Source organism: Cellulomonas sp. P1_G12_2, from assembly GCF_056405535.1.
The window spans coordinates 200,222-226,248 of the sequence record NZ_JBFUBX010000001.1 but is presented as its reverse complement, the minus strand read 5'-3'; the positions used below and the strand labels follow the sequence as shown (position 1 = coordinate 226,248).

26 protein-coding genes and 1 pseudogene are annotated in these 26,027 nt (G+C 71.3%); 12 read left to right on the top strand and 15 right to left on the bottom strand.

Annotated features, from left to right (window positions below; all coding sequences use genetic code 11):
• Positions 1 to 101: 101 nt before the first annotated feature.
• The 5 genes from AC1DXT_RS01200 (at position 102) to rplI (ending at position 4,372) form a co-directional block, all read left to right on the top strand.
• On the top strand, positions 102 to 2,477 hold the full coding sequence (locus AC1DXT_RS01200) for a transglycosylase domain-containing protein (protein WP_477059560.1): 2,376 nt from the start codon (positions 102 to 104) through the stop codon (positions 2,475 to 2,477).
• Between the two features lie 211 nt (positions 2,478 to 2,688).
• Positions 2,689 to 2,982 carry a 30S ribosomal protein S6 gene (gene rpsF, locus AC1DXT_RS01195; protein WP_034611334.1) on the top strand — a complete coding sequence of 98 codons (294 nt, stop codon included), beginning with the start codon at positions 2,689 to 2,691 and terminating at the stop codon, positions 2,980 to 2,982.
• Positions 2,983 to 3,054: 72 nt separating this feature from the next.
• Positions 3,055 to 3,594, top strand: coding sequence for a single-stranded DNA-binding protein (locus tag AC1DXT_RS01190; RefSeq protein WP_056086293.1), 540 nt, complete (start codon positions 3,055 to 3,057; stop codon positions 3,592 to 3,594).
• Between the two features lie 77 nt (positions 3,595 to 3,671).
• Positions 3,672 to 3,908, top strand: coding sequence for a 30S ribosomal protein S18 (gene rpsR / locus AC1DXT_RS01185; protein ID WP_056018476.1), 237 nt, complete (start codon positions 3,672 to 3,674; stop codon positions 3,906 to 3,908).
• Between the two features lie 14 nt (positions 3,909 to 3,922).
• Positions 3,923 to 4,372, top strand: a complete 450-nt coding sequence (rplI, locus tag AC1DXT_RS01180; RefSeq protein WP_056086294.1) for a 50S ribosomal protein L9 — start codon at positions 3,923 to 3,925, stop codon at positions 4,370 to 4,372.
• A 51-nt stretch (positions 4,373 to 4,423) separates the two neighbouring features.
• Here the strand turns inward: rplI and AC1DXT_RS01175 are convergent, their stop codons facing one another.
• Positions 4,424 to 5,767, bottom strand: a complete 1,344-nt coding sequence (locus AC1DXT_RS01175; protein ID WP_477059559.1) for an MATE family efflux transporter — start codon at positions 5,765 to 5,767, stop codon at positions 4,424 to 4,426.
• 315 nt (positions 5,768 to 6,082) lie between these two features.
• On the opposite strand from AC1DXT_RS01175, the gene dnaB reads away from it, so the two are divergent.
• On the top strand, positions 6,083 to 8,677 hold the full coding sequence (gene dnaB / locus AC1DXT_RS01170; protein WP_477059558.1) for a replicative DNA helicase: 2,595 nt from the start codon (positions 6,083 to 6,085) through the stop codon (positions 8,675 to 8,677).
• 213 nt (positions 8,678 to 8,890) lie between these two features.
• On the opposite strand, the gene AC1DXT_RS01165 is transcribed toward dnaB, so the two are convergent.
• Positions 8,891 to 9,781 (bottom strand): helix-turn-helix domain-containing protein, encoded by an 891-nt coding sequence (locus AC1DXT_RS01165; protein WP_477059557.1) that lies wholly within the window; start codon positions 9,779 to 9,781, stop codon positions 8,891 to 8,893.
• A gap of 218 nt (positions 9,782 to 9,999) precedes the next feature.
• On the opposite strand from AC1DXT_RS01165, the gene AC1DXT_RS01160 reads away from it, so the two are divergent.
• Positions 10,000 to 10,980: an aldo/keto reductase gene (locus tag AC1DXT_RS01160; RefSeq protein WP_477059556.1), complete on the top strand. Its 981-nt coding sequence runs from the start codon at positions 10,000 to 10,002 to the stop codon at positions 10,978 to 10,980.
• Between the two features lie 22 nt (positions 10,981 to 11,002).
• On the opposite strand, the gene AC1DXT_RS01155 is transcribed toward AC1DXT_RS01160, so the two are convergent.
• The 5 genes from AC1DXT_RS01155 to AC1DXT_RS01135 all read right to left on the bottom strand — a co-directional run bounded on the left by AC1DXT_RS01155 (position 11,003) and on the right by AC1DXT_RS01135 (position 15,638).
• Complete coding sequence (locus AC1DXT_RS01155) at positions 11,003 to 11,683, bottom strand: hypothetical protein (protein WP_477059555.1); 681 nt, start codon at positions 11,681 to 11,683, stop codon at positions 11,003 to 11,005.
• 112 nt (positions 11,684 to 11,795) lie between these two features.
• The gene (locus AC1DXT_RS01150) at positions 11,796 to 12,431 is read right to left on the bottom strand and encodes a DUF4126 domain-containing protein (RefSeq protein ID WP_477059554.1); all 636 of its coding nucleotides are present in this window, start codon (positions 12,429 to 12,431) and stop codon (positions 11,796 to 11,798) included.
• 37 nt (positions 12,432 to 12,468) lie between these two features.
• Positions 12,469 to 13,413: an ATP-grasp domain-containing protein gene (locus AC1DXT_RS01145; protein ID WP_477059553.1), complete on the bottom strand. Its 945-nt coding sequence runs from the start codon at positions 13,411 to 13,413 to the stop codon at positions 12,469 to 12,471.
• Positions 13,410 to 14,180: a hypothetical protein gene (locus AC1DXT_RS01140; RefSeq protein ID WP_477059552.1), complete on the bottom strand. Its 771-nt coding sequence runs from the start codon at positions 14,178 to 14,180 to the stop codon at positions 13,410 to 13,412. Before AC1DXT_RS01140 ends, AC1DXT_RS01145 begins: the two co-directional genes overlap by 4 nt.
• Before the next feature lie 60 nt (positions 14,181 to 14,240).
• Positions 14,241 to 15,638, bottom strand: a complete 1,398-nt coding sequence (locus tag AC1DXT_RS01135; RefSeq protein WP_477059551.1) for a chymotrypsin family serine protease — start codon at positions 15,636 to 15,638, stop codon at positions 14,241 to 14,243.
• 131 nt (positions 15,639 to 15,769) lie between these two features.
• On the opposite strand from AC1DXT_RS01135, the gene AC1DXT_RS01130 reads away from it, so the two are divergent.
• Positions 15,770 to 15,991: a hypothetical protein gene (locus AC1DXT_RS01130; protein WP_477059550.1), complete on the top strand. Its 222-nt coding sequence runs from the start codon at positions 15,770 to 15,772 to the stop codon at positions 15,989 to 15,991.
• 9 nt (positions 15,992 to 16,000) lie between these two features.
• Here the strand turns inward: AC1DXT_RS01130 and AC1DXT_RS01125 are convergent, their stop codons facing one another.
• From AC1DXT_RS01125 to AC1DXT_RS01105, 5 genes are all read right to left on the bottom strand, one after another.
• On the bottom strand, positions 16,001 to 17,185 hold the full coding sequence (locus tag AC1DXT_RS01125; protein ID WP_477059549.1) for a VOC family protein: 1,185 nt from the start codon (positions 17,183 to 17,185) through the stop codon (positions 16,001 to 16,003).
• A 90-nt stretch (positions 17,186 to 17,275) separates the two neighbouring features.
• Positions 17,276 to 17,713, bottom strand: coding sequence for a VOC family protein (locus AC1DXT_RS01120; RefSeq protein WP_477059548.1), 438 nt, complete (start codon positions 17,711 to 17,713; stop codon positions 17,276 to 17,278).
• Between the two features lie 39 nt (positions 17,714 to 17,752).
• Positions 17,753 to 19,513, bottom strand: coding sequence for a glycosyltransferase family 2 protein (locus AC1DXT_RS01115; RefSeq protein ID WP_477059547.1), 1,761 nt, complete (start codon positions 19,511 to 19,513; stop codon positions 17,753 to 17,755).
• Positions 19,510 to 19,662, bottom strand: coding sequence for a hypothetical protein (locus AC1DXT_RS01110; protein WP_477059546.1), 153 nt, complete (start codon positions 19,660 to 19,662; stop codon positions 19,510 to 19,512). The genes AC1DXT_RS01115 and AC1DXT_RS01110 overlap by 4 nt, the downstream gene beginning before the upstream one ends.
• A 44-nt stretch (positions 19,663 to 19,706) precedes the next feature.
• Positions 19,707 to 20,924 carry an MFS transporter gene (locus tag AC1DXT_RS01105; RefSeq protein WP_477059545.1) on the bottom strand — a complete coding sequence of 406 codons (1,218 nt, stop codon included), beginning with the start codon at positions 20,922 to 20,924 and terminating at the stop codon, positions 19,707 to 19,709.
• 131 nt (positions 20,925 to 21,055) lie between these two features.
• Here AC1DXT_RS01105 and AC1DXT_RS01100 point away from each other — a divergent pair.
• Positions 21,056 to 21,169: pseudogene (locus tag AC1DXT_RS01100) on the top strand (AsnC family transcriptional regulator); the annotation flags it as partial.
• A gap of 6 nt (positions 21,170 to 21,175) precedes the next feature.
• The gene (locus tag AC1DXT_RS01095) at positions 21,176 to 21,541 is read left to right on the top strand and encodes an Lrp/AsnC family transcriptional regulator (RefSeq protein WP_477059544.1); all 366 of its coding nucleotides are present in this window, start codon (positions 21,176 to 21,178) and stop codon (positions 21,539 to 21,541) included.
• A gap of 7 nt (positions 21,542 to 21,548) precedes the next feature.
• On the opposite strand, the gene AC1DXT_RS01090 is transcribed toward AC1DXT_RS01095, so the two are convergent.
• The 3 genes from AC1DXT_RS01090 to AC1DXT_RS01080 all read right to left on the bottom strand — a co-directional run bounded on the left by AC1DXT_RS01090 (position 21,549) and on the right by AC1DXT_RS01080 (position 24,949).
• Positions 21,549 to 22,247, bottom strand: coding sequence for a VOC family protein (locus AC1DXT_RS01090; RefSeq protein ID WP_477059543.1), 699 nt, complete (start codon positions 22,245 to 22,247; stop codon positions 21,549 to 21,551).
• Between the two features lie 84 nt (positions 22,248 to 22,331).
• Positions 22,332 to 24,425: a class I tRNA ligase family protein gene (locus tag AC1DXT_RS01085; protein WP_477059542.1), complete on the bottom strand. Its 2,094-nt coding sequence runs from the start codon at positions 24,423 to 24,425 to the stop codon at positions 22,332 to 22,334.
• A 203-nt stretch (positions 24,426 to 24,628) separates the two neighbouring features.
• A complete protein-coding gene (locus tag AC1DXT_RS01080) occupies positions 24,629 to 24,949 on the bottom strand; it encodes a hypothetical protein (RefSeq protein WP_477059541.1) in 321 nt (106 codons plus the stop codon).
• Between the two features lie 135 nt (positions 24,950 to 25,084).
• Here AC1DXT_RS01080 and AC1DXT_RS01075 point away from each other — a divergent pair, with 135 nt between their 5' ends.
• Together AC1DXT_RS01075 and AC1DXT_RS01070 are read left to right on the top strand one after the other, a co-directional pair.
• Positions 25,085 to 25,585, top strand: a complete 501-nt coding sequence (locus AC1DXT_RS01075; RefSeq protein ID WP_477059540.1) for an AAA family ATPase — start codon at positions 25,085 to 25,087, stop codon at positions 25,583 to 25,585.
• On the top strand, positions 25,567 to 25,989 hold the full coding sequence (locus AC1DXT_RS01070) for a GNAT family N-acetyltransferase (RefSeq protein ID WP_477059539.1): 423 nt from the start codon (positions 25,567 to 25,569) through the stop codon (positions 25,987 to 25,989). The genes AC1DXT_RS01075 and AC1DXT_RS01070 overlap by 19 nt, the downstream gene beginning before the upstream one ends.
• Positions 25,990 to 26,027 lie beyond the last annotated feature (38 nt).

Sequence of the window (26,027 nt, the reverse complement as noted above, 5' to 3'; positions counted from 1 at the left end):
CGACCGGGACAGGGAGGTCCCCCATACTGAGCAGCGCGGCTGACGCCTGCCCGGATCCGGGCGGACCGGCCGGACCCAGTCGTCGGACGGAAGGCAGCGCGTTGGCAGGCACGAATCGGAGGGCTCCCGCCCGGGGCAAGCGCAGTGCGCCCCGTGGGTCGACGGCGTCCTCGTCGCGCAGCAGCGCCCCCAAGCGTCGGTTCTTCGACTACCCGCGGTCGGGCTTCCACGGCCTGCACCGCTGGCTGCCCTCGTGGCGGTTCGTGCTCGGCACCATCCTCGCGGTGGGCTTCCTCGGCGCCGGCGCGTTCGTCGGTGCGTACGCATACACGACGATCCCCGACCCGGCCGACGACACCCGCGCCGAGACGACCACCGTCTACTTCGCCAACAACCCCGACGGCTCGCCGGGCGGGGTCATGGGCACGTTCGCGGCCCAGAAGCGTCAGATCGTCCCCTACGAGTCGCTGCCGGAGTACGTCGGCCAGTCGGTCGCCGCCGCCGAGGACAAGACCTTCTTCACCAACAACAGCGGCATCTCGATCACCGGCATGGGCCGCGCGTTCCTGAACAACCTGCGCGGCGGCGCCACCCAGGGTGGGTCGACGCTGACGCAGCAGTACGTCGAGCGGTACTACGTCGACAAGACGACGACCGACTACGTCGGCAAGTTCAAGGAGACCCTCCTGGCGATCAAGATCGCCAGGGAGGAGACGAAGCCCGAGATCCTGGGGCGGTACCTCAACACCATCTACTTCGGCCGCGACTCCTACGGGATCCAGGCCGCCGCGCAGGCGTACTTCGGTGTCGACGCCGCCGCGCTGACCCGTGAGCAGGCGGCCCTGCTGGCCGGGATCATCCCGTCGCCCAACAACTGGGACCCGGCCGTCAGCCCCGCCAAGGCCGAGGCGCGTTGGAACATCGTGCTCGACTCCATGGAGGAGGAAGGCTGGCTCACCGCGGCCGAGCGGGCGCCGATGGTCTTCCCTCCCACGGTCGAGTACAAGGAGTCGGACACGATGCAGGGGCCCACGGGGCACCTGCTGAAGATGGTCCGCGACGAGCTCATGGGTGAGCCGCTCGCCTTCACCGAGGACGAGATCAAGCGGCGCGGGCTCAAGGTCGTCACCACGATCCAGCAGCCGCTGCAGGCGTCCGCCCAGGACCAGGTCGCCGCGTTCCGTCTCGGCACGCTGCCCGGGCAGGACGGCGCGACGCCCAGCGAGCTCACCCGTGTGTCCCTCAGCTCGATCGACCCCAGGGACGGCGCCATCGTCGCGCTCTACGGCGGCCCGGACTTCCTCGCCGACCAGAAGAACGCGGTCACCTACGACAACGTCCAGCCCGGGTCGACGTTCAAGCCGTTCACGCTCATCGCCGGCCTCGAGCAGGGCGTCGGGCTGAACACGCGGTTCAGCGGGCGGACGCCGCAGGAGTTCGGCGACTGGAAGGTCAGCAACTTCAGCAACGGCCAGTTCGGCAACATCGACCTGGTGGAGGCGACCGCGCAGTCGGTCAACACGGTGTACGCCCAGCTGAACCTCCAGATCGGTCCGGAGAAGACGGCCGAGGTGGCCGAGCGTGCGGGCCTCCCCGCGCCCGTGGACACCAACCGCGCCAACGTGCTCGGCACCGAGACGCTGAAGCCGATCGACATGGTCGGTGCGTACGCCACCATCGCCTCGGGCGGCATGCGGGTGGACCCGTACATCGTCCGCTCCGTCACCAACTCGAACGGCTCGGTCGCGTACGAGCACAAGGACCCCACGGAGCGGGCCTTCGCGCAGGACGTGATCGCCGACGCGACGTACGCGATGACCCAGGTGGTGCAGAAGGGGTCGGGCAAGCAGTGGATCAAGCCGCTCGACCGTCCGATCGCCGGCAAGACCGGCACCACGCAGGACAACAAGGCGGCCTGGTTCGTCGGCTTCACCCCCAACATCGTCACGGAGGTGTCGCTCAGCCAGATGAACGGCACCACCCAGGAGTCGATCTCGCCGATCGGCAAGGTCAAGTTCGTCACCGGTGCGACCTGGCCCGCGTTCCTGTGGCAGTCGTACATGAAGACGGTCTTCGAGCAGCCGCAGTACGCGGACGTGGTCGACTTCCCGCCGCGGGCCAACGTGGGCGCCAAGCCCACCGCGACCGCCAGCGCGACGCCGACCGAGACGACGGCGCCTACCGAGCAGCCCACGGAGCAGGCCCCCACCGAGGTGGCCGTGCCCTCCGGGCTCGAGGGCAAGCTCGAGGCGGACGCGACGGCGACCGTGGTGAACGCCGGGCTGGCGACGAACGTCGTGTCGGAACCCTCCGACAGCGTGACCGCGGGCCGGGTCATCCGGGTCGACCCGAAGGGCGGCACCATGCTCGCCCCCGGGAGCCCGGTGACCCTCGTCATCTCGACCGGGCCGAAGGCCCAGCCGACGCAGGAGCCGCCTCCGCAGCCGACTCCGACGGAGACACCGGCAGCCCCCTGATCCTCGGCGAGGGGCGGGCAGCCGCCCCTCGCCGGAGCTTCCAGGTCCTCGCCCGTCCACAGCCGATTTCGGCGGTGGCCCCGGGCCGGGTAGCCTTGGAGATTGCTGTGCCCGGAGGGGCCCGTCGTCATGGACGGATCGCTCCGCGCAGCGACGCACACACCCTCCTGCCACGGATCGACCGTGGCCGCTGAGACCAGAGGAGGTGGGTATGAGCCTGCGTCAGTACGAACTCATGATCATCCTTGACCCCGAGATCGAGGAGCGCACCGTTGCTCCGTCGCTCGACAAGTACCTGACGGTCGTCAAGACCGACGGTGGCACTGTCGACAAGGTCGACATCTGGGGCCGTCGTCGGCTTGCCTACGACATCCAGAAGAAGTCCGAGGGCATCTACGCCGTCATCGACTTCCACGCGACGCCCGCGACCGCCAAGGAGCTCGACCGCCAGCTCGGCCTCAACGAGGTCGTCCTGCGGACCAAGGTCCTGCGCGCCGACGCCTGATCTCTTGTGGGTGGCCGCCCGTAACGTGCGGCTCCACATCTTCCGACTGATCGAACGAACGAGGAGCTGGGCATGAGCGGTGAGACCGTCATCACGGTGATCGGGAACCTGACCGGGGATCCCGAGCTGCGCTTCACCCCCTCGGGGGCAGCTGTCGCGAACTTCACCGTCGCGTCCACCCCCCGTACGTTCGACCGCCAGAGCAACGAGTGGAAGGACGGCGACACGCTGTTCCTCCGCTGCTCGATCTGGCGGGAGGCGGCCGAGTCGGTCGCCGAGTCGCTCACCAAGGGCACCCGCGTCATCGTGACCGGCCGGCTCGTGCAGCGCTCGTATGAGACCCGCGAGGGCGAGAAGCGCACCGTGTACGAGCTCCAGGTCGACGAGGTCGGCCCGTCCCTGCGCTACGCCACGGCCAAGGTCACCCGGACCCAGCGTTCGGGTGGCGGCGGCGGTGGCTTCGGCGGCGGGGGCGGCGGCGGCTTCAACGGTGGCGGCGGCGGTGGGTTCGGCGGCTCCGGCGGCGGTGGCGGCACCCAGCAGGACGACCCGTGGGCGACGCCCGCGGGTGGTGCTGGCGGTGCCGGCTACTCCGACGAGCCCCCGTTCTGATCGGCGCCTGACACTCAGACATTCCCCATCCCTGGGCACGGCAACGCCCAGGGCTCCAGCAGACAAGGAGCACCACGATGGCCAAGCCCGTGGTTCGTAAGCCCAAGAAGAAGTTGAACCCGCTCAAGGCGGCGAAGATCGACGTCGTCGACTACAAGGACACTGCGCTGCTGCGCAAGTTCATCTCCGACCGCGGGAAGATCCGCGCTCGCCGGGTGACCGGTGTGTCCACGCAGGAGCAGCGCGCGATCGCGCGCGCTGTCAAGAACGCCCGCGAGATGGCCCTGCTGCCGTACTCGTCGTCGGCACGCTGAGAAAGGGGACCATCATGGCGAAGATCATCCTGACCCACGAGGTCACCGGTCTCGGTGAGCCCGGCGACGTGGTCGAGGTGAAGGACGGGTACGCCCGGAACTTCCTCGTCCCGCGCAGCCTGGCGACGCCCTGGACCAAGGGCGCCGAGAAGGACGTCACCGCGATCCGCAAGGCCCGCAAGGCCCGCGAGATCGCGACGCTCGACGACGCCAAGGCGATCCGCGACTCGCTGCAGAGCAAGCCCGTCGTCGTGTCGGCCAAGGCCGGCGAGTCGGGCCGTCTGTTCGGTGCCGTCACGACCTCCGAGATCGCCGAGGCGGTCAAGAAGTCCGGCGCTCCGCAGATCGACAAGCGGAAGGTCGAGATCGGTCAGCCGATCAAGGCCCTCGGCGAGTACCAGGTGTCGGTCCGTCTGCACGCAGACGTGTCCGCGACGGTGACCGTCAAGGTCGTCGCAGCCTGAGCTGAGCACTCCTGAGAAGCGCCCCGTTCCCCTGAGGGGAGCGGGGCGCTTCTATGCGCCCGTCACCATCCACGCCGTGCCGCGGGCGCGCCAGCCGGTGGTGGCCGCGCGTGCCAGCATGAACACCCCCGCGAACGCGGCCCAGAGCCACGCCAGACCGGCGGCCCCCGGCGGGGCGGCCTCACGGACGGCCAGCGCGAACGGCACGTAGACCACCAGCGTCGCCATGCCCGCCCACGCGAGGAACCGGCCGTCGCCCGCGCCGATGAGCACGCCGTCGAGCACGAACACCCAGCCGGCCATCGGCATGGTCACCGCGGCGACCACGAGGGCGGCGACGGCGGCGCGGCGGACGTCGTCGTCGGACGTGAAGAGCGGGACGTAGAGCGCTGACAGCCCGCCGACGACGAGGCCCAGCGCGGCCCCGGCCCCCACGCCCCACTGCAGGGTCCGGCGCAGGATCGCGCGGACCCTGGGGACGTCGGCGGCGCCCAGGGCGTGGCCGACGAGGGCCTGCGCGGCGATGGCGAGGGCGTCCAGCGCGAACGCCGCGAGCCCCCACACCGCGTTCACCACCTGGTGCCCGGCCAGCTCGACCGCGCCGAGCCCGGTGGCCACCCACACCGTCAGCAGGATGGCGAGGCGCAGCGACAGCGTCCGGACGAACAGCGGGGTGCCTGCGCGTGCGTTGGCCCAGATGCCGCCGGCCGCCGGCCGCAGCTGGGCGCCCGTGCCGCGCGCCCCCCGGACCACGACCGCGGTGAGCGCCACAGCCATGCCCAGCTGCGTGAGCGCGGTGCCGAGCCCCGACCCGGCGATCCCCATGCCGACGCCGTAGACGAGCACGACGTTGAGCGCGGCGTTGACCACCGCGCCGACGGCCGCCACGACCAGCGGCGTGCGGGTGTCGAGCAGCCCGCGCAGCGCGCCCGTCGAGGCGAGGACCAGGAGCATCCCGGGCAGGCCCGGTGACGACCAGCGCAGGTAGATGACGGCCTGCTGCGCGACCTCACCGGACGCCCCGAGAGCCTCCACCAGCCAGGGCGCGCTCAGCCACGTGGCCGCTGCGAGCACCACCCCGAGGCCGAGCGCCAGCCACATCCCGTCGACGCCGACCTGCAGGGCGCCGGTCCGGTCCCCGGTGCCGAGGCGCCGCGCGACGGCAGCCGTCGTGGCGTAGGCCAGGAACACGCACAGCCCGATGACGGTCATCAGGACGGTCGACGCGAGCGCCAGACCGGCCAGCGGGGCGGTGCCGAGGTGGCCGACCACGGCGGAGTCGACCAGCACGAAGAGCGGCTCGGCGACGAGTGCGCCCAGCGCCGGGACGGCGAGCGCGAGTATCTGCCCGTCCAGGCCTTGGGGTCGGTGTCCGACAGGTGAAATCTCGGCCAACCTTTCTCGCGTCCACAGCACGTGTACAGCGTTTGCCCGGGTGAGAGGCAGATTCGGGTGCTGATTCACCCGCTCGTCCACACCCCTGTCCACGGCCTGTGGACAAAATCGGACACGATCCACAGCGCGACTCACAGTAGGCGAGCGTTCCTCCACAGACGCGCCGGTGTCCTCCCACAGGTGCGGGCCGTGTCGCCCACAGGCCCGCGAGCCGGTTTGGCGGCGCTCCTCAGGACCCCTAACGTCGCGTGTGCGGGACCTGCCAGTGTCAGACCCCCCATGGAACATGTGTACGACGACGACGATGGGGACCAGGTGACGATCGAGGAGCTCGAGTACGGCGCGCCGTCGGGCACCCACCGCGGCGGTGGCGGCGGCTATGACCGGACCCCTCCGCAGGACCTCGACGCCGAGCGCTCGGTGCTCGGCGGCATGATGATCTCCAAGGACGCGATCGCCGACGTCGTCGAGCAGATCCGCGGCACCGACTTCTACCGCCCGGCGCACGAGGTCGTGTACGACGCGATCATCGACCTGTACGGCCGCGGCGAACCGGCCGACGCCATCACGGTCGCGGACGAGCTGACCAAGCGCGGCGAGATCCAGCGCATCGGCGGGGCCCCGTACCTGCACACGCTCATCTCGTCGGTCCCCACCGCCGCGAACGCCGGCTACTACGCCCGGATCGTGCGGGAGCGGTCGGTGCTCCGCAAGCTCGTCGAGGCCGGCACGCGCATCGTGCAGCTCGGCTACGGCACCGACGGCGGCGACGTCGACGAGATCGTGAACAACGCGCAGGCGGAGGTCTACGCGGTCACCGAGCGACGGTCGTCCGAGGACTACATGATCCTGGGCGACATCATCGGCGGGGCGGTCGACGAGATCGAGGCCGCCGGCCACCGCGGCGAGGGCATGATCGGCGTGCCGACGGGGTTCTCGGACCTGGACCGGCTCACCAACGGGCTGCACCCGGGCCAGATGATCGTGCTCGCAGCACGTCCGGCCATCGGCAAGGCGCTGGCACTCGACACGCCGCTGCCCACGCCGACGGGCTGGACGACGATGGGTGAGGTCCAGGTCGGGGACCAGCTGCTCGCCTCCGACGGGACGCCGACCAGGGTCGTCGCCGCGACCGAGGTTCTCACCGACCGGCCGACCTACCGCGTGACCTTCGACGACGGCAGCCAGATCGTCGCCGACGCCCTGCACCAGTGGTCCACCAGCACGCGCGCGGAGCGTCGGCGGAACGCCGGTCTGTCGGCGATCCGGACAACCGAGGAGATCCACGCGACGCTGCGGTGCGCGACCGGCGACGCCCGCGCGAACCACTCGGTGGCCACCACGGCGGCACTGCGGCTGCCCGAGGCTGACCTGCCGATCGACCCGTACGCGCTCGGCGTGTGGCTAGGCGACGGCCACTCCGCGTCGGCACGGTTCACCAGCGCGGACCCCGAGATCGCGATGCTCATCGAGGGTCGTGGCCTGGTCTCACGAGCGGCCCCGGCCGGCCCCGGTGCCGCGCGTCTGTACTCGATCCAGCTGCCCGTCGACCCGATCGCGTCGCGCGCCTGCGAGGTCTGCGGGGCGTCGTTCGTGCCGCAGCGGTCCCAGGTCCGCACGTGTGGGCGGTCGTGCGGCGGCAAGGTCAAGGCGCTGTCCGGCCCCGTCGCGGTGCCCACCTGCCCGGACTGCGGGGTCGAGACCACCGGACTGCTGCGCTGCCAGCCGTGCCACGACGCGAACGGCACGATCCACGGTCGGCTTCGCACGCTCGGCGTGCTGGGGAACAAGCACATCCCGTCGACCTACCTGCGCGCCAGCGAGCAGCAGCGGCGTGACCTGCTCGCCGGCCTGCTCGACACCGACGGCACGGTCAACCCGACGGGATCGCCGCAGATCGCGCTGACCAGCCGTCGGCTGGCCGAGGACGTCCGGGAGCTCGTGCACTCCTTGGGCTACCGCACGGGCTGGTCGACCAAGCGGGTCGCGGGCCGGACCGAGGACTCGTCGGTCGCCTACACGCTGACCTTCACGACGGACGACGAGGTGTTCGCCCTCGAGCGCAAGCGCCTGGTGCACAAGGAGCGCCGCCGTCCGTCGACCCCACGGCTGACCCAGCGGTACATCGTCTCGGTCGAGCCGATCGACACCGTGCCCGTGCGCTGCGTCGAGATCGACCATGCGTCGCACCTGTACCTCGCGGGCGACGCGATGATCCCGACGCACAACTCGACGATGGGCATCGACATCGTCCGGTCGGCGTCGATCAAGCATGGGATGACGTCCGTCGTCTTCTCGCTCGAGATGAGCCGCAATGAGATCACGATGCGTCTGCTCTCGGCCGAGGCGCGCGTGCACCTGCAGAAGCTGCGCAACGGTCAGATGGGCGAGGACGACTGGGCCAAGATCGCCGCCACCATGGGCAAGATCTCCGAGGCACCGCTGTTCATCGACGACTCCCCCAACATGTCGCTCATGGAGATTCGCGCCAAGTGCCGACGGCTCAAGCAGAAGCACGACCTCAAGCTCGTGGTAATCGACTACCTGCAGCTGATGTCCTCCGGGAAGCGCGTCGAGTCCCGCCAGCAGGAGGTCTCGGAGTTCTCCCGAGCGCTCAAGCTGCTGGCCAAGGAGCTCGAGGTCCCGGTCATCGCCATCTCGCAGCTGAACCGTGGCGCCGAGCAGCGCACCGACAAGCGCCCGCAGATGAGCGACCTGCGTGAGTCGGGATCCATCGAGCAGGACGCCGACATCGTCATCCTGCTCCACCGCGAGGACGCGTACGAGAAGGAGTCACCCCGCGCCGGGGAGGCCGACCTGATCGTGGCCAAGCACCGAAACGGTCCGACGGACACCCTCGTCGTGGCGTTCCAGGGTCACTACTCGCGCTTCGTGGACATGCAGGCCTGACGTTCTTGCTCAGCGAACTCGTAGATGCGAGTCGGAGGGTTCTGAACTGGACCGAGCGGTCGTCGAGCACATCACCTTCTCGGGCCCCTCGCCGCGTGGCGAGCTGCGGTTCGCGCCCGCGTTCGACGCCGCGGGTCGCTGAGCGCCGCTCGACAGCCTCCTGGCTCAGCCGCGAGCCGATCAGTCGAAGTCTGACCTGGCCGGGTGTCGTGGCTACGACGGGCGACCCGCGTTCGGTGCGGTCTCGCTGCTGGTCGCTGCCCAGCTCGCCAGCATGCGGATGGCGTCCGCGTCGGGTGAGCCGGCCGGGCTGGTGAAGGTGATCAGGGTCAGGCCGGGGTCGGCGGCCAGGTCGAGCACCTCGAAGTCCAGGTGCAGCTCGCCGACCACCGGGTGGCGGACGTGTTTGCGGCCGGTGCGGTGCAGGCGCACGTCGTGCGCGGCCCACCGGGTGCGGAACGGCAGGCTCTGGGTGCTGAGCTCGCCCACCAGGTCGGTCAGGGCGCGGTCGTAGGGATCACGGCCGGCTTCGGTCCGCAGCTGGGAGACGGAGTCGTCGGCGGCGCGTTCCCAGTCGATCCAGAAGTCGCGAGCCCGATCGTCGAGGAACGTGAACCGTGCGTGGTTGGCGGGGGCACCTTGGTGGTGCGGTGTCGCGTACACCGGCGAGAACAGGGCGCGCCCAAGGGCGTTGGCGGCGACCAGGTCGAGGCGCCCGTTGTTCACGATGACGGGCACGGTCTGGCCCACGAGGTCGAGCAGCCGTTGCACGCCGGGGCGGATCTTGGCAGGTGTCGGCGTGCGGCGCTGCCTGGTGCCGGGGCCGGCTTCGCGGGCCAGATCGGCCAGGTGGGTGCGTTCTGCCTCGTCGAGCTGCAGCGCGCGGGCCAGGGAGTCCAGGACGCTGTCGGAGACGCCGGCCAGGTTGCCGCGTTCGAGCTGGGCGTAGTACTCGACACTGACGCCGGCCAGGTCGGCGACCTCACCGCGCTTCAGGCCGGGCACACGCCGGTTGCTCGCGAACGCGGTCAGTCCGGCGTCTGTGGGACTGAGTCGGGCTCGGCGGGTGCGCAGGAAGTCCTTGACCTCGTCTCGGTTGTCCACGTCGCCACCGTAGATCGCGTCCGCGGGTCCTGGGGTGGGCTGTCGGTACGCCTTCCCGCAGTGACTTCTTCGCTGGTCTCCTCGCGGGTTGCATGGAACGCGTGCCGCTCCTGGCGGCGGACCCGAGGTCGAGCGGCCCGCGCGGAGACCATGCGCCGCGACTGCTGGCCGGCGGGTACGCGAACCGCACTCCACGACCCCGAAGGAGCACGACCCACATGCGCAACGCCCACCTCGGCGCTCTCGATGTCTCCCGCATCGGCCTCGGCGCCATGACCATGGCCGGCACCTACACCTCGGAGGGCGCTGTCGACGACGCCGAGTCCATCCGCACCATCCACCGCGCCCTGGACCTGGGCGTGACCCATATCGACACGGCGGAGATCTACGGCCCCTTCCACAGCGAGGAGGTCGTGGGCAAGGCCGTGGTCGGCCGGCGCGACGACGTCGTCATCGCCACCAAGTTCGGTCTGGTGTCCCATGCGGGCGGAGGTCCCGGTGCGCTGGACAGCAGCGCCGCCAACATCAGGGCTGCGGTCGAAGGGTCGCTCCAGCGGCTCGGCACGGACCGCATCGATCTGTACTACCAGCACCGCGTGGATCCGAGCACGCCCATCGAGGAGACTGCCGCCGCGGTCGGCGAGCTGGTCGCCGAGGGCAAGGTCCTGCACTTCGGCCTGTCCGAGGCCGCGCCGGCCACGATCCGCCGAGCGCATGCGGTCCACCCGGTCGCCGCGCTGCAGACCGAGTACTCGCTGTGGACCCGAGACGTGGACGACGAGATCCTGCCGCTGCTCCGCGAGCTGGGCATCGGTCTCGTCCCCTACTCCCCGCTGGGCCACGGCCTGCTCACCGGGCAGATCCGCACCGTCGACGACTTCGCCGACGACGACTGGCGCAGGACCAACCCCCGGTTCACCGGCGAGAACTTCCACCGCAACCTGGCGATCGTCGACGAGGTGAGGGCCATCGGCGCCGAGAACGGCGCTACCCCTGCGCAGACCGCACTGGCCTGGCTGCTGACCCGCGGCGCCGACATCGCCCCCATCCCCGGCACCCGCCGCGTCACCCGGGTCGAGGAGAACACCGCGGCCGACCTCATCACCCTGACGCCCGGCCAGCTCCACCGGTTGGACACCCTCGCCCCCGCCGTGGGCGAGCGCCACGACGAAGCCAACATGGCAAGCATCGACCGGTGAGGACGCCGGGCACAGCGGGCCGCTATGACGTCTCGGACGCCCGGCGAGCCCGGTCCTCTCGCAGGAGTCGCCGTGCCCGCTCCACCGGTTCGTCGGTGGCCAGCTCCTGCCTCGACCCGGGGGTCGTGGCGTACAGCTCCACCATCTCCTGGTACGGCAGCGGCGGGAGGAAGGCATGGGGGATCGAGACGGCGTCAGCCTGGACGACCTTGCGGCGTCCGCCGAGCAGCGGCAGCGTGCGACGGCGTCGCGCGGGGCGGCGCGTCTCGACGATGAGCTCCTTAGGCGTCGTGACCAGACCGCGCACGTCGTCCCACGGCACGAAGACGTCTGACCCGGCCCACAGCTGGTGCATGCCCTCCGGGGTGAGCGTCAGCGTCCCGTCGCCGGCCCGTCCGGTGGCGCGCGCCCAGCTCAGGTAGACGAGGTACGCACCGACAACGAGGAACGACGCGGCCGCGTACGGTGCCGACCGAAGGTACCCGACACCGACAGCCAGCATGCCGACGGCGAAGGCCAGCGCCAGCAGGGGAAGCAGCCGGTGCCCACGTGCGGGGTGAATCGCCAGCCCGCACGTTCCCTCGGCCGGCTCGAGGGTCACCACCTCGTCGACGGCCAGCCGTCGCACCGACAGAAGGACCGGCACGGCACACAAGAGCACCAGGGTCGCGATCGCCAGCACACCACCAACGGCACCTCCCACGCGACCACCCCCTCGTCCAAGCGACCTCGCAGGGAAAGCGTCACACGCGGCCAGGGCGCCGTGTGGGCACCGCCGCTCGGCGTGAGCGGGTCGCGCTGCTCGCGCGCAGCGGCTACGGGACGTCGACGGGGGGTTGTGGCGGCGAAACCTCGCTCGAAGTCTCCCGCGGCAGCCCGCCGCGCCTGCGTCGTCGGCGGAAGCGGAGCCACACCAGGACGAGCCCGACCAGCCCGACCAGGACCAGCAGGGGCGCCAGGATCGCCGCGAACGACAGCCCGACGCTCGTCACGTCCTCGACGGTGCTCACCACGGGTGCCCCGGCGCCGAGGGTCGTGACGTTGACGACAGGCCGCACGGTGGCCTTCGCACCGTGCACGACGAGCGCCAGGACGATCCCGATGACGATCGGGACCCACTGGCCGGACTCGACGAACGCCTCGGGATCCGTGACGACGGCGGTCTGGGAGCTCGAGCCCGCACCGAACGCGATGCCACCCGCGACGGGCCGCACGACCGTCTGCACCACGTCGTTGACGCTGTCGACGCCGGGGATCTTGTCGGCGACGACCTCGAGCGCCAGGAGCACGGCCAGCACGGCCAGGACCCAGCCGTTCGTGAGCCACTCCCACCCGGCAGGTGTGTCCATGAGGTCCGTCCACCGCGCGAGCGCGCCGATGACCAGCAGCGGGATGTACGCGTTGAGACCGGCCGCGGTGGCCAGGCCGGTGCCGGTGAGCGCCTCGAGCATGCGGCCAGCATCCCATTGCGGCCCGGCAGGGCGCTCGCTACGCGGCCCGCATCAGCCACCGGGCGAGCGCGTCGGAGATCGGCAGCCCCGCGGCCGTCTCGTACCAGGAGTAGCCCGGGGACGGGTTGACCTCGAAGCACACGATGCGGCCGTCGTCCGCGAGCTTTAGGTCGACTCCGGCGAACGGCAGGTCGAGGTTGCGGGCGAGACCGACGCACCGCTCGGCGACGTCGTCGGGCAGCGCGTACGGCGCGAGCTCGGCGTCCTCGCCCACCTGGGCGCGGGCGTAGCGGTAGTCGGTCGCGGAGGAGTCGACGATCGCGGCGTACACCTCGTCGCCGACCACATGGACGCGCACGTCCCTCCCACGGACGTTCTCCTGGAACTGCACGGGGCACCAGCGGATCAGCTCCAGCCGCTCGGCGTCGCGGTCCAGGTCCACGATGCTGACGATCGAGCGGACCCCGCTGACCGACTTGTAGATCGCTCCGCGGTGCGCGCGCACGAACGCCCGCGCCTCGTCCGGGTCGTCGGTGACGACCGTCTCGGGGGTGTCGAACCCGCCCTGCTGGACCAGCTGCGCCTGGTACGGCTTCGACATGTTGGAGGCCATGGCGGACAGCCGGCTCGCGACCCTGCAGCCCAGCGCGTCAGGAGCGGCCTCGGTGAAGGCCATCAGCGCGTCGAACTCCGCACGAGCGCGCTGCATCGCGGGGTCGTCGGCAGGCACGCCCTTGAGCTCCGGAACGAGCTCCGGCTCGATCGGCCGCACGTAGGCGCCGCCGATGTCGCCGAGATCAGTCGTCCGATCTCCGACCCGGATCGAGCCGCGCAGCTCTCCGCCCGAGAGGTGGACGTCGACGCTCTGCTCCAGGAACTGACGGGGGTGGACCACCACCGGGTCTGCGCCGCGACGGGCCAGGGCCCCCAGCAGGAGCTCGACCGGACTCTCCGTCGGCACTCCCCACACCATGACGCTCATGCCGGCACCTTCTCCACAAGCCCGATCAGATCCTGGACGAGGGCGTCGCCCGCGACCATCAGGTCGGGCAACGGCGTCATGCCCGCGAACCACCACCGGCTCCCCGCGACCACGACGTCGATGCCGATCAGGCCCTCGGCGGCACCGACGGCGGCAGCGAAGCGGGTGACCGCCGACGAGAAGCCCTCGGGCATCCGTGCGCCGACCCGTCGCTCGACGCGGTCGGCATCCGCGATCCGGCCGTCGAGGACGACGAGGTGCAGGACGTGCGCGGCCGGCCCGGCGCGGCGCACCGCGGCCTCGAGGAGCTGGAGCGTGGACGTGCCGGCAGCGAAGTCGGCGTCCGGCACGTCGAGCCCTGCGCGGTGCGCGACGACGGCGGCGCGCAGCGGGTGCGGCGACGGGCCGGCGAGGCAGGTGGGGGACGGACGGTTGCGGACCGCCCCTGGCACGGCCGCGAGCCAGCTGAGCGTGAACGCGGTCATCTCCGCCCCGGCGTAGTCGCGCTCGCCCGGCTTCGCCCACTGCCAGGCGGCGACGGGTGGTGACAGGAGGCGGTTGACGACGAGGTCGGGCTGGTCGATCACGCTGGCCTCGCCGAGGTCGACGACGGCTCGGGTGCCGTCGCGGCCGATCCACTGCGATCGTCGCCGAGCGAACGACAGCAGGCCGGAGGTGACGAGCGTGCAGCTCTGACCGAGGTCGCGGAATCGCGAGTCCAGCCAGAGAGCAGCACTGTCGTCGAGGTCGCACAGGACGACGAACATGGGGTTCCCCTCGGTAGGGACCCGGCCGGTGAGGTCGTCACCGGCCGGGTCGCCGTCTGCTCAGCCCAGAAGGTTGTCGAGGTCGGACTTCGCGGCCGCGGCGTCGGCGACCTGACGTTCGGCCTCGGCACGCAGTGCTGCGATCTCGTCGGTCGAGAGCTCCTCCTCGGCGCTGAACGCGCTGGAGGTCAGGTCCGGGCGGAGCTCGGGCGAGATGAAGCTCTCGAGCGAGCCGAGTCGGCCCTCGAGCTCGGCCAGGCGGTCGTCGAAGCCACCACCGAAGCCCGGACCGTCGCCGGGGTCACCCGGGTGGCCGGGGATGTCGGGCGACTTGAACACGTCCTTGATGTCCTTGAGCCGCTTCCCGTCGATGATGAGCTCCTTCTTGAGCTCCTTGTCCTTGATGACTTCCTTCCTCAGCTCCTTGTCCTTGATGAAGTCCTTGCGGAGCTCCTTGTCCTTGTCCTTGATGATGTCCTTGCGACCGTCCTTGATGTCCTTGATGATCGACTTCCCCTTGGGGATGGCGATGTTCAGCTCGGACAGGACGCTCGCGATCGGGTTGCCGACGGTGTTCGTGCCGGATCCGGCGAACAGCAGGGCCACGACCGCACCGGTCGAGTCGACGATGACGGAACCGGAGTCGCCGTGGTCGGAGAACAGCGGGTTCTGTGCGGTGTCGGTGGCGATGCTCACCTGGTTGGTGAGGGTGTGGACGCCGAGGCCGTCGCCGTAGTCGACGTTCACGGTGAGCGACAGCCCGTCGACGGAACCGTGCGTCAGACCGGTGGTGCGTCCGCGCTTGCGGACCACCATCCCGAGCGTCGCCGGCTTGGTGCCGTTGACCGTCCCGATGTCGACGATCGTCCCCGCCGTCGTCTTGCCCGCATCGATCGAGATGACTGCGCCGTCCACGTGCGACGACAGGACGGCTCGCAGGATCGCCCCGAACTCGTCGCCGGGCACCGTGCCCGTGTCGACGCGGCTGGGCTGTACCTGACGGTCGCCCACGGCCCACCCGCTGTCCACGCACGCCACGTGGAAGTTGGTCACTGCCGCCTTCTTGCCGCTGACGTTGTCCGTGACGATCGCGCCCAACGTTCCGGCGAAGACGAAGCCGCCGATCGCCCTGCTCGGGCCGATGCTGATGCCGCCCTGGAGGGTGGCGTAGTGAGTCGTGTCCGCCTGGGCGCTGAAGTCCAGCGGCTCGCGGACGACCTGCAGCTCGTAGGTGCGCTCGAGCACGTCCGTGACAGCGCCGTCGATCGTCGCCGGAACCAGCTGCGCCTTCGGCACGCTGGCCTTCTTCTTCTCGACGTGGACCCGGATGGCGACCTCGTCCGTCTGGACGCCCCCCACGACCTTGTACCCGACATCGATGCCGGTCACGCCGGGCCGTGCGAGGTACTCCGCCTCGACGCGCTCCTTGATGGCGACCAGCTCCGCAATGGATGGCATGGCTTACCCCCTCGTATGCACCACCGTCGGATGGGCAGACACCCACCCATGGGACAGGAGCGCACCCTCGGTGAGGGAGATACGTCCGACGACGGCGGGCGGCGCCTCGGCACGAGTGGGACGATGGTGCGATGGCACTCACGTATGACGAGGCCGTCGCCGTCCAGCGCGAGCACGAGGCGCGGCTCATCGATCTCGCAGGCGTCAACGCGGTCGGCGTGAAGCAGACCGACTCCGGTCTGGTGCTCGAGGTCACCGTCTCCCCGGACGCCGAGCTCCCCGCCGAGCTGGACGCCGACGAGCTGGACGGTCTGCCGCTCAAGGTCGTCCGCGGCGGCTACACGCTGCAGTGACGCCCGGGCTCAGGCCCCGCTGACGACCACCAGCTCGTTGCCCTCGGGGTCGGCGACCCGCCACCTACCCTCCGACTCGTCCAGGATCCGGCCACCGGCTGCGATGCTCGTGGCGAGGCGCGTCTGCGCGAGGTCCGACGGCACGGCGAGCTCGACGTGGATGCGGTTGCGCTGCCGGCGACGCTCCGTCTCCGACGTGTCGATGTCCTGGAACACCAGCACCGGGTTCAGCCGCCACGGATCGACGATGTCGGTGTTCCAGTCTCGCCGGTCGGGGGTGTAGCCGAGGGCGGCGACCCAGAACGCGCGGACCGCGGCGACGTCGGCGGCGTCGAAGAAGAGCTGGACGAAGCGTGGCAGCCCCGGGTCCGCCGTGGCCCCGAACTCGCGGGCAGCGGTCTGGAGGTTACGGGCGAGGTCGGTGAAGTCGAGCTCGAGGCCGTGGGCATCGTCCACCCACTGGTCTTTGCCGCTGTCGAGGATCACGAGCCCCGGGCGCAGGTCGACCAGCAGCGGGAAGCCGGCGTCGTCGGCCAGCGCCGCTGCGGTGACGGCCAGGTCACGCTGCTGGGCCGGCGAGGTGGTGCGGTAGCACGCCATCGCACTGAACACCGCCTGCCAGTCGGCCGTCCCGGTCTCCTCGCCGAGCGCGTCGCCCGGCACCAGGTCGACCTCGTTGCCGTCGGGGTCGGCGTGACAGACCCCGTACGCTCCGTACGCCTCACCCAGACCCGCCTGCTCGACCGCCGCGGCCGGCCGCACCACGTCGAGGTGGATGCGGTTGCGCAACGGCCGTGGCTCGCTCGACTGCCGGATCCGCATCGCGGGGTCGCGCCGCAACGGATCCGCCAGACCGCTGTCCGGGCCGGGCGCGTAGTCGAGTGCGCGCTGCCAGAACGGCCCGACCGCAGCCGGGTCCGCGGACTCGAGCACGACGCTCAGGTGCTGCAGCGCGGAAGGGTTCGCCACCAGCCCGAGCTCCCGCGCGGCCGCCGACACCGTCTCGGCGTGCTCGGCGGAGTCGAGGCGCACCCGCACGCCTGTCGCGCGCAGGTCGACCACGATCTCGCCAGGCAGCTCCACGATGCGTCCGGCCAGCGCAGCCCCGTCGGTGAGCGAGGGCGCGTCGAACCACGCCGTCACCGCGCCGTCGACGACCCGCCAGTCCGTCCCGACCTCTGTCCTGTCCGGCACTGTCGAGTCCCTTCGGAGGCCGGCGCGTCCACCGTCGATCGCGGCGGTCGTGTCAGTATCGCGGGTCGGGTCGGCTGGGGCCATGGCCCCCTACGCCTTCTTCAGCTCCTCGGCGAGCATCACGAGGATGCCGCTGGGACCGCGGAGGTAGGTGAGCTTGTAGACGTCCTCGTACGTCGCCACGCCGCGGAGCGGACGGTAACCGTGCCTCGCGGCAGTCTCGAGGGCGGCGTCGATGTCGTCGACCGAGAAGGCGACGCGGTGCATGCCGATCTCGTTCGGACGAGTGGGCTCCGTCTCGATCGCTTCGGGGTGGATGTACTCGAAGAGCTCGATGCGACCGTGACCGTCGGGCGTCTGGAGCATCGCGATCTTGGCGTGGTTGCCGTCGAGACCGACGGCCGTGTCGGTCCACTCACCGCTGACCGTGTCACGGCCGACGACCGTGAGGCCGAGGTCGGTGAAGAACGAGATCGTCGCCTCGAGATCGCGCACCGCGATGCCGACGTTCTCGAGCCTGATGGGCATGTCGCGCATGCTACCGAGCCGGCGGTCGGGACAGCCCGATCACGCGCGCACCGCGGCAGACGTGCGCCGACGCTGCCGAGCGGCCCGGCGTGCCTGGATCCGGTGTACCGACCGTCGGATCGGCGGTAGCAGCTGGAACACGCTCAACACCGCGAAGACCAATGTGTTCACGCCGACGAACAGGCTCAACGCCTCGAACCACGTCGACTCCAGGACAGAGGACGGCAGGGGGTTCCACTGGCCCAGCAGGGGCGCGGCGAGCAGCAGGGGCAGAGCGAGCGCGGTGACCGTGGTCCGTGGGACGTAGTTCCACCCCGACTTCTTCCCGCTCGCGATCTGCACGAGCGACGTGACGAACGTCGACTGCAGGAACAGCGCGTACCCCAGCTCGAGCACCAGCGGCAACGCCACCAGCCGCCCGCGCCACCCCTCCGCCCAGGCGGTCACGACGCGCTCGAGCAGGAAGACCAGCCCGACCGTGGTCCAGAACATCGACCAGCGGAACCCGTCGGCCGCGAGCAGGGAGATCGTCGTGAGAAGGAGGAAGGAGTTCAGCGCGACGACCCCGTACGCGAGCCCGACCTGCTGCCACCAGTAGTGGGCGGTGGTGCGCGTCAGGCCGTAGGCCGCGATGTTCTCCAACGCACCGCGCTGCCACCGGTTGCGCTGCCGGCGCAGGTCCCGCCACGTCGGCATGACCTCCGTGACGACCCGGCACTCCGGCGGGGACGCCAGCCCCGCCCCGAGCGTCTTCAGCGCCAGGGTGAGCTCGTTGTCCTCGGTCATGGCCAGCGTGTCGTAGACGTCGCCGGGCCGACCGGGGATCAACGAGCCCCTCGCCTCCGCGACGGCACGCAACGCGTACGCGCGGATCACCGACGCGGTGCCCGTCAGGACGAACACGCGCCCTTCCCGACGACGCAGCACCCGCTGGTACCGGGCGAACTCGTTGCGCTGCATCTGCCCGAGGAGCCGCCCGCCGTCCTCGCCGGAGAACAGACCGCCGACCGCCATCAGGTCGGGGTCGTCCTCCAGCCGGCCGAGCGCCACCTCCAGGAAGTCGGGAGTGATCGTCGAGTCGGCATCCATCACGAGCACGACGTCCGCAGGTCCGGCGTCCGGCAGGAGGCGAGCCAGCACCTGGTTGAGCGCACCGGCCTTGGCCTGCGTGTTGTCGACCGTCTCGACCACCTCGACGCCGTGGTCGCGAGCGATCTGCACGGTCGCGTCGGCGCAGTTGTCCGCGACGACGAGAATGCGGTCCGGTGCGCGGACCTGCCCGAGCAGCGAGGTGAGGGTCCGACCGATCACGGCCTGCTCGTCGTGCGCCGGGATCAGGACGGTGCACCGCACGACCCCTCCCGCGGCGTCGGCGTCGGCGGGGATGGCGGAGCGCGGCCAGGCGGGCGGGTCGTCCAGCGCGAGTGCGCGCGTGGCCGCGGCGCCGAGGACGCGACGCCCCAGCACGGCGGTCGCTCGGGGTACCGGTCGCTCGAGCCCGCGACCCCAGGACAGCACGCGCATCGCGGCGGCAGTCTGCTGAGCGGTCATCGCGACCAGGAACGCTGCGACCGTCAGGCCCACCGCCAGGACGATGATCGGTCGCGGTGCTCTCAGCTCGACGTCCACCGGCAGGATCGCGATCGCGATCTCGGCGTCCGGGACGATCGGCGGAGCACTCGTCGCCAGGAGCCAGATCGCCCACCCCAGGAGCAGTGCAGCGGCCAGGGCGAGCGCGGCGGTGACCCAGCCGAGCCGGGCGGCTCGACGATGCCAGGTCCGCGGCGGCCTCGGGGTCATGGTCGGTTCCGTCGCTGCGTCATGACGGCGCCGACGAGGCCGGTGAGGACGATGATCAGGCCGAGCCAGAGCAGGATCGTGCCCAGACCGGCGAAGCCACCGATCACGAGCGCCACCCCGGCGAGCGTGAGGATCAGCCACAACGGCATCGAGCGAACCCCCCGCCAGTCGGCCACCACCGCCGTTCGGCAGCCTACCGCCGGGTCTCGGCGGGAGATCCGGCACGTCGAGGCTGCGTCCGCCGCCGGTCGACCAGCACCAGGAGAGCGGGCACGACGACGAGGGCGCCGGCCGCCAGGGTCAACGCGGACCACCCGGCGAGCGCGAGGACCACGGTCGAGGTGAGGGTGCCGGCCGCCGCGGAGACCCACACGACGGCCTCGACGGAGCCCTCCACGTCGGTCCGCTGCTCCGCCGGCAACCCGACGGCCAGCGACGCGCTGCCGCCGACGAAGCACAGGTTCCACCCGTAGCCGAGCGCGAACAGGCCCACCGCCTGCGGGACCAGGGAGCCGGACGCGGCCACGACCGTCGAGACCAGCAGCGTGCCGAGACCGAGCGCCATCACCCGCCCCGGGCCCAGGCGGTCGACGAGGCGTCCCGTGAGCGGCGACAGGACGAACATGCCGAGCGTGTGGGCGGCGAGGATCACGCCGACGACGTCGAGCTCGTGATGGTGCAGGTGGAGCTGGACCGGCACCGACGTCATCACGGCGGCCATCACGACCTGGCCGGTGACCATCACGGCGAGGCCGTCGCGACCGGCCGGTGATCCCAGGACGGTCCGCACAGGTACCCCGCGCCCGGTGCGGGGTCGCCTGGCCGTGCGCAGCCCGCTCACCGCCAGCGCGGCGAGCAGTCCCGCCGGGACGCTGAGCAGGAACGCACCGGACAGAGCGGGCCGTCCGACCGCCTCGGCGAGGCGCGCGGTGGGGAGCAGGAGCAGGGGGCCGCCCACGGCCCCGACGGTGCCGGCCCAGACGATCAGGCCGATGGCGACGCCGCGCCGTCCCGCGGGCACCAGCTCAGCTGCCGCGTACCGGGACAGCTGCGCGGCGGCGTTCCCCAGGCCGATCAGGAGCATCGCGCCGACGAGCAGCGGGATGTGTCCGAGCGGCACGGCCACGGCACCGGCTGCGGCGCCGAGCGCGCTCGCCAGGTACCCGAGGCGCAGGGCGGTCCCGGTGCCGGCGCGGTGGGTGAGTGCGGTGACCAGGAGGGCGCCGAGCCCGGTCCCGACGACCGCCGCGGTGCCGGGCACCCCGCCCCAGGCTCGTCCGAGGACGTCGACCGCCACCAGCGCGGCCACCGTGCTGGTCGTCGCGATCACCGCACTGCTCAGGGCCGCACCGGTGAACAGTGCGGTCGTCGCGGGGGCGACGGCGGTGGGACGTGCTGCGCCAGGGGTCATGCGATCGACGCTACGAAGGCCAGGCGCTGCCGTGAATGGCCGATCGCAGACGTTGGTGGCTCTTCGCCTACTGATCACAAGGTGTTCCCGGACTACGGTTTACAGATGAGCAAACCGCTCGACAGCACGGACTGGCGCATCCTCGCCGAGCTGCAGGACGACGGTCGCCGTCGTTCAACCAGCTCGGCCGCAAGGTCAGCCTGTCCCCGCCCGCGGTCGCCGACCGGGTCCGGCGGCTGGAGGAGGCGGGGGTGATCGCCGGGTACCAGGCCCGGATCGACCCCGCGCGTGCGGGCCTCCCCCTGACTGCGTTCATCAAGCTGCGGTGCTCGCCCGGACGCTGCCTGCTCAGGACCACGGCGTCCGACGAGTTCCCCGAGGTCGTCGAGATCCACAAGCTCAGCGGCAGCTCGTGCACCCTCCTGCGGGTGCGTGCCGCGTCGATGCCGCACCTCGAGGAGATCTTCGAGCGCATCGGCAGGCACGGCGAGATCGACACCCAGATCGTGCTCTCCACCCAGTACGAGGGCCGCCCGGTCGCCGAGCCTCCCGCGCACACCCGGTCCGCGCAGCCGTCGCCGGGATGGAGCCGCGAGGCCGGGCCGGACGACGCCTGACCGGGGCTCAGCCCAGTCGGAACTCGTTGCCGTCGGTGTCGGCCAGCTCGACCGCGCCCTCCTCGACCACGCCCAGCCGGGTGGCGCCGAGCGCAACCAGCCGATCCACCTCGGCCGCGAGGTCCCCGTCGACGAGGTCGAGGTCGAACCGCTGGCGGTTCCTGCCCTGCTTCGGCGGCACCGGCGGACCGCCCCATGCGACCTTCGTGCCGCCGAGCGGGGACTGCACCGCGGTCTCCTCGTCCTGGTCCCACACCAGCGGCCACCCCAGGGCCTCCGCCCAGAACAGGCCGACGTCGCGGGTGCCCGTGCACGCCACCTCGCCGAGGAAGCCGCAGCCCGCGAGGAACTTGTTGCCCGGCTCGATCACGCACAGCTCGTTGCCCTCGGGATCGGCGAGCACCACGTGCCCCTCCTCCGGCAGCTGCCCGACGTCCACGTGGCTGCCGCCGAGCCGGAGCGCGTGCGCGACGGTCGCCTGCTGGTCGGCCGGGCTGGTGCTCGTGAGGTGGAGGTGGGTGCGGTTGAGGCCGACCTTCGTCGTCGGGCTGGGCTCGAACCGCAGTCCGACCTGTGTGTCGGAGCCGGGCAGGAGGGCTCCGCGCGAGTCCGTGACGGCGTCGCGGCCCAGGATGCCGGCCCAGAACTGGGCCACACGCGTGGGGTCGTGGGCGTCGAACACGACGGCCGTCAGTCGGGAGGGCACCTTCGCAGGCTAGGCACGGTGCGATGTTCCGGCACAGGTCATTTTCGGACGGCGGTCACTGAGCGGCCACACACCTCGACGGCGTCAGTCTCCGCCCCCGATCGACGACGGTGCGAGCAACCCCGCGAGGCGGTCGCGCTCGGAGCGGTTGGCCTCCAGGTCGGCCCGTGCCTTCCCCTGCGCGGCGGCCGGTGCGCGCCCCAGGAACCCGGCGTCGGCAAGTCGCGACGACAGGCGGTCGGTCTGCTCCTGGGCCTTCGCCAGCTGCCGCTCCAGCGAGCGCCGCTGCGCATCGTCGAGCTCCGGGGCCGCGGGAAGGGTCAAGGTCCCGCCGCGTCGGCTGATCCTGGTGCTCTCGCCGAGCTCCCCGTCGGTGAGGCGGGCCGTGCGACACAGCTCGGTCCACAGCGCGATGCCGTCGCCGCGCGCGGGGAGCCACGCCGCAGCGGGGAAGCCCTGCCGGCCCCGGTGGGCGCGGGCCGCGTCGCGCAGCTCCCGCAGCTGGGCTCCGGCGGATGCTGCCTCCTCGTCCGGCCGCGCCGACGCGGGGAACGGCTCCTGGTCCATGATCCCGGTCCAGCCGATCTCCTCGGCGAGCTCCTCGGTGAGGAACGGCAGCATCGGGTGCAGCGCCAGGAGCAGCGCCGTCAGGGCGTGGGAGAGCGCGGCGATCGCACCACCGTCGCCGCGGTACAGGTCGTCCTTGCGCGCTTCGAGGTACAGCCCGGACAGGTCGTCCTCGGCCAGGCGGGTCAGGGCGTCCGCTGCGCGAGCCAGGTCGCCGCTGTCGTAGCCCGCGTCCGCCTCCGCCAGGGCCGCGTCGAGACGGGTCAGCAGCCACCGGTCGAGCAGGTGCGTCGTCGTCGGCCGCGCTGTCTCCCACGTGCACCCGAGTCGAGCGGCCAGGCCCGCGATGCTGCGCAGCTTGGTCACGTAGCCCCGCGCGCGCGTGAGGTCGTCGAGGCCGAACGGGACGTCCGCTCCGGGGCGAGCCTTCCTGGCCATCGAGAACCGCAGCGCGTCGGGCCCGTGCTGGGCGATGAGCGGCTGCGGGTCGATGGTGTTGCCGAAGCTCTTGCTCATCTTCTTGCCGTGCTCGTCGCGGATCATGCCGTGGAACAGCATGCGCCGGAACGGTGCCTGCCCGGTCAGGTGGGTGCACAGCAGCATCATCCGGAGCGCCCAGAAGAAGATCAGGTCGTTGCCGGTGATGAGCAGGTCGTTCGGGTAGAACCGGTGCAGGTCAGGGGTGTCGTCCGGCCACCCCAGGGTCGAGAGCGGCCAGAGGGCCGACGAGAACCACGTGTCCAGGGTGTCCAGGTCCCGCGTCCACCCGGCAGGGATCTGCTCGTCGGACGCGAACGCGCGCGCCTCCCCGTCGGGGCCGTACCAGATCGGGATGCGGTGGCCCCACCACAGCTGCCGGGAGATGCACCAGTCGCCCAGGTCGGCCGCCCATCGCAGATAGTCCCGCCGGGCCTCGTCCGGCTCGATGCGCGTCGTCCCGCTCGTGATCGCGGCGGTCGCTGGGGCGGCGAGTGCGCTGGTGCGCAGGTACCACTGCGGGGTGGAGCGGGTCTCCAGGGTGGTGCGGCAGCGAGAGCAGGCGGGCGTGCCGGTCGACTCGTCGGCCTCGATGTCGGACAGCGTGGTGGCGCACCCGGGACACCACAGGGTCTCCCGCTCGGCGCGGTAGACCAGGCCCTCGTCGAACAGGCGGGTGAACGCCGTGCGGGTGGCGCGGCTCGGCCCGTCGTCGAGCGTGAACGTCAGCCGGTCCCAGTCCGGGCTGTCGCCGAGGAGACGCATCTGCGCGGTGATGCCGTCGGCGCACGACCTCTTCCACGCCCAGGCGCGGCGGGCGAACTCGTCGCGACCGATCTCGTCCCGGCTGGTCCCCTCCGCGCGCAGCCGGCGCTCGAGGAGCGCGTTCGTGGCGATCGCGGCGTGGTCGAGGCCGGGGAGCCACAGGGTGTCCGCGCCACTCATCCGCTGCCGTCGGGCCAGGGTGTCGGAGAGCGTGTGCTCGTAGGCGTGCCCCAGGTGGAGGTCGCCCGTGATGTTCGGCGGGGGCAGGATCATGGCCCACGTCGGTGCGTCGGTCGTGCCGGTCGCGGCGAAGGCGCCGGCCGCTTGCCATCGCCGGTAGCGGTCGCTGGGGGTGGTCGAGGTAGGCATGGTCGTGGGTCCGTCCGTACGTGTCCTGGAGTCGTCGCTCGAGTCGAGATCTGCTCGACGAGCACAGGAGAGCCCTCGCCAGGTGTCCTACGGACGGCGAGGGCTACGGAACGAGCGCGAGGCGCAGCGAACCCAGGAACCGGGGTGCGCGCGCGGTGGCCATGCCTCCATTGTGCGCGCGGTGCGCTCCGACGCACCACCCGTCACCCGGCGCTCGTGCTCTCCAAGCCGGCCGTGCCGTCCCCGATGACGATCTCCTGTCCCGGACACACCGGCCCGGCCAGCACCACGGACTTGTCGGACGGGAACTCGACGGTGACGTCGCCGGGCGTGCAGCCGTAGTCGAGGAGGGCTGCTCCGCCCCCCGCCGAGACGGTGACCTCCTCGTCCCCGGTCAGGACGGTGACGTCGGCGCTCCCGTCGTTCCTGATGGACAGGTCGCCTGTGTCGCTGCACGCGGTCAAGGACGCGGTGAGGGTGACGGCGACGAGCCCCACACCGATGCGCCACGTCCGACTGCTCATCGCATCCTCCGCCTGATCGCTCGGCCCACCGGTGTTCGTGACGGTAGCCGTCGTGCTCGCACCCGTCCGGGGTATCGCCCGACGGACACGGAATGTGCACAGGACCTGCGGCTGGGCGGTGCTACGTTCCCGCGCATGGGCAGGAGGAACTACCTGGTCGAAGGGCTCTCCGGCACCGGCAAGACCACCGTGGCCGACGAGCTGCAGCGGCGCGGCCACCAGGTCGTCCATGGCGACCGGGAGCTGGCCTACCTGGGCGATCCGTCGACCGGCGAGCCAACCCTCGACGGCGGGCACGAGAACCACCTCTGGGACGTCGACAAGGTGCGAGCCCTCGCCGCGGACCGCACCGTGGAGGCCACGTTCTTCTGCGGTGGGTCGAGGAACTTCTCGACGTTCCTCGACCTGTTCGACGAGGTCTTCGTCCTCGAGGTCGACCTCCCCACGTTGCATCGGCGGCTCGACGCACGGCCGGACGAGGAGTGGGGTGGCGGACGGCCCACGGACCGGGACCTCATCGTGCGATGGCATCAGACGAGAGCCGACGTCCCGAAGGACGGCGTGGTCATCGACTCCACGGCACCGATCGAGCGCGTCGTCGACGACATCCTCCGTCGATGCAACCCGGACGCGTGAGCACCATGGATCTCGTCGTGCGGTTCGACGTCGACGACGAGGCACTCTCCCGGCTCCACACCCGCGCGTTCGACGACGGGAGACCCGCGCAGGTCGTCCCGTGGGCGAGCCGGCTCAGCCGGCACGCGCTCACCTGGGTCGGGGCGTTCGAGGGCGATCGCCTCGTCGGCTTCGTCCATGCGTGCTGGGACGGCGGGGCGCACGCGTTCCTCCTCGACGCCGTGGTCGATCCCGAGCGGCAGCGTCGTGGGATCGGTCGGCGGCTGGTCGAGGCGCTGGTCGACGAAGTCCGGTCGGCCGGGTGCGAGTGGCTGCACGTCGACTACGAGCCCCACCTGGAACCGTTCTACCGGCAGTGCGGCTTCGCCTCGACGCGCGCGGGAGTCCTGAGGCTCGAGCGGTAGCCGTCACCAGATCAGTGGTGGTGGCCGTGCCGGCCGAG

Bases quoted from the DNA above. Each gene is read 5' to 3' on its own strand.
- rpsF (WP_034611334.1), top strand. From the start codon at position 2,689: ATGAGCCTGCGTCAGTACGAACTCATGATCATCCTTGACCCCGAGATC.
- AC1DXT_RS01190 (WP_056086293.1), top strand. From the start codon at position 3,055: ATGAGCGGTGAGACCGTCATCACGGTGATCGGGAACCTGACCGGGGAT.
- rpsR (WP_056018476.1), top strand. From the start codon at position 3,672: ATGGCCAAGCCCGTGGTTCGTAAGCCCAAGAAGAAGTTGAACCCGCTC.
- rplI (WP_056086294.1), top strand. From the start codon at position 3,923: ATGGCGAAGATCATCCTGACCCACGAGGTCACCGGTCTCGGTGAGCCC.
- AC1DXT_RS01160 (WP_477059556.1), top strand. From the start codon at position 10,000: ATGCGCAACGCCCACCTCGGCGCTCTCGATGTCTCCCGCATCGGCCTC.
- AC1DXT_RS01150 (WP_477059554.1), bottom strand. From the start codon at position 12,431: ATGCTCGAGGCGCTCACCGGCACCGGCCTGGCCACCGCGGCCGGTCTC.
- AC1DXT_RS01145 (WP_477059553.1), bottom strand. From the start codon at position 13,413: ATGAGCGTCATGGTGTGGGGAGTGCCGACGGAGAGTCCGGTCGAGCTC.
- AC1DXT_RS01140 (WP_477059552.1), bottom strand. From the start codon at position 14,180: ATGTTCGTCGTCCTGTGCGACCTCGACGACAGTGCTGCTCTCTGGCTG.
- AC1DXT_RS01135 (WP_477059551.1), bottom strand. From the start codon at position 15,638: ATGCCATCCATTGCGGAGCTGGTCGCCATCAAGGAGCGCGTCGAGGCG.
- AC1DXT_RS01130 (WP_477059550.1), top strand. From the start codon at position 15,770: ATGGCACTCACGTATGACGAGGCCGTCGCCGTCCAGCGCGAGCACGAG.
- AC1DXT_RS01120 (WP_477059548.1), bottom strand. From the start codon at position 17,713: ATGCCCATCAGGCTCGAGAACGTCGGCATCGCGGTGCGCGATCTCGAG.
- AC1DXT_RS01115 (WP_477059547.1), bottom strand. From the start codon at position 19,513: ATGACCCCGAGGCCGCCGCGGACCTGGCATCGTCGAGCCGCCCGGCTC.
- AC1DXT_RS01110 (WP_477059546.1), bottom strand. From the start codon at position 19,662: ATGCCGTTGTGGCTGATCCTCACGCTCGCCGGGGTGGCGCTCGTGATC.
- AC1DXT_RS01105 (WP_477059545.1), bottom strand. From the start codon at position 20,924: ATGACCCCTGGCGCAGCACGTCCCACCGCCGTCGCCCCCGCGACGACC.
- AC1DXT_RS01085 (WP_477059542.1), bottom strand. From the start codon at position 24,425: ATGCCTACCTCGACCACCCCCAGCGACCGCTACCGGCGATGGCAAGCG.
- AC1DXT_RS01080 (WP_477059541.1), bottom strand. From the start codon at position 24,949: ATGAGCAGTCGGACGTGGCGCATCGGTGTGGGGCTCGTCGCCGTCACC.
- AC1DXT_RS01075 (WP_477059540.1), top strand. From the start codon at position 25,085: ATGGGCAGGAGGAACTACCTGGTCGAAGGGCTCTCCGGCACCGGCAAG.
- AC1DXT_RS01070 (WP_477059539.1), top strand. From the start codon at position 25,567: ATGCAACCCGGACGCGTGAGCACCATGGATCTCGTCGTGCGGTTCGAC.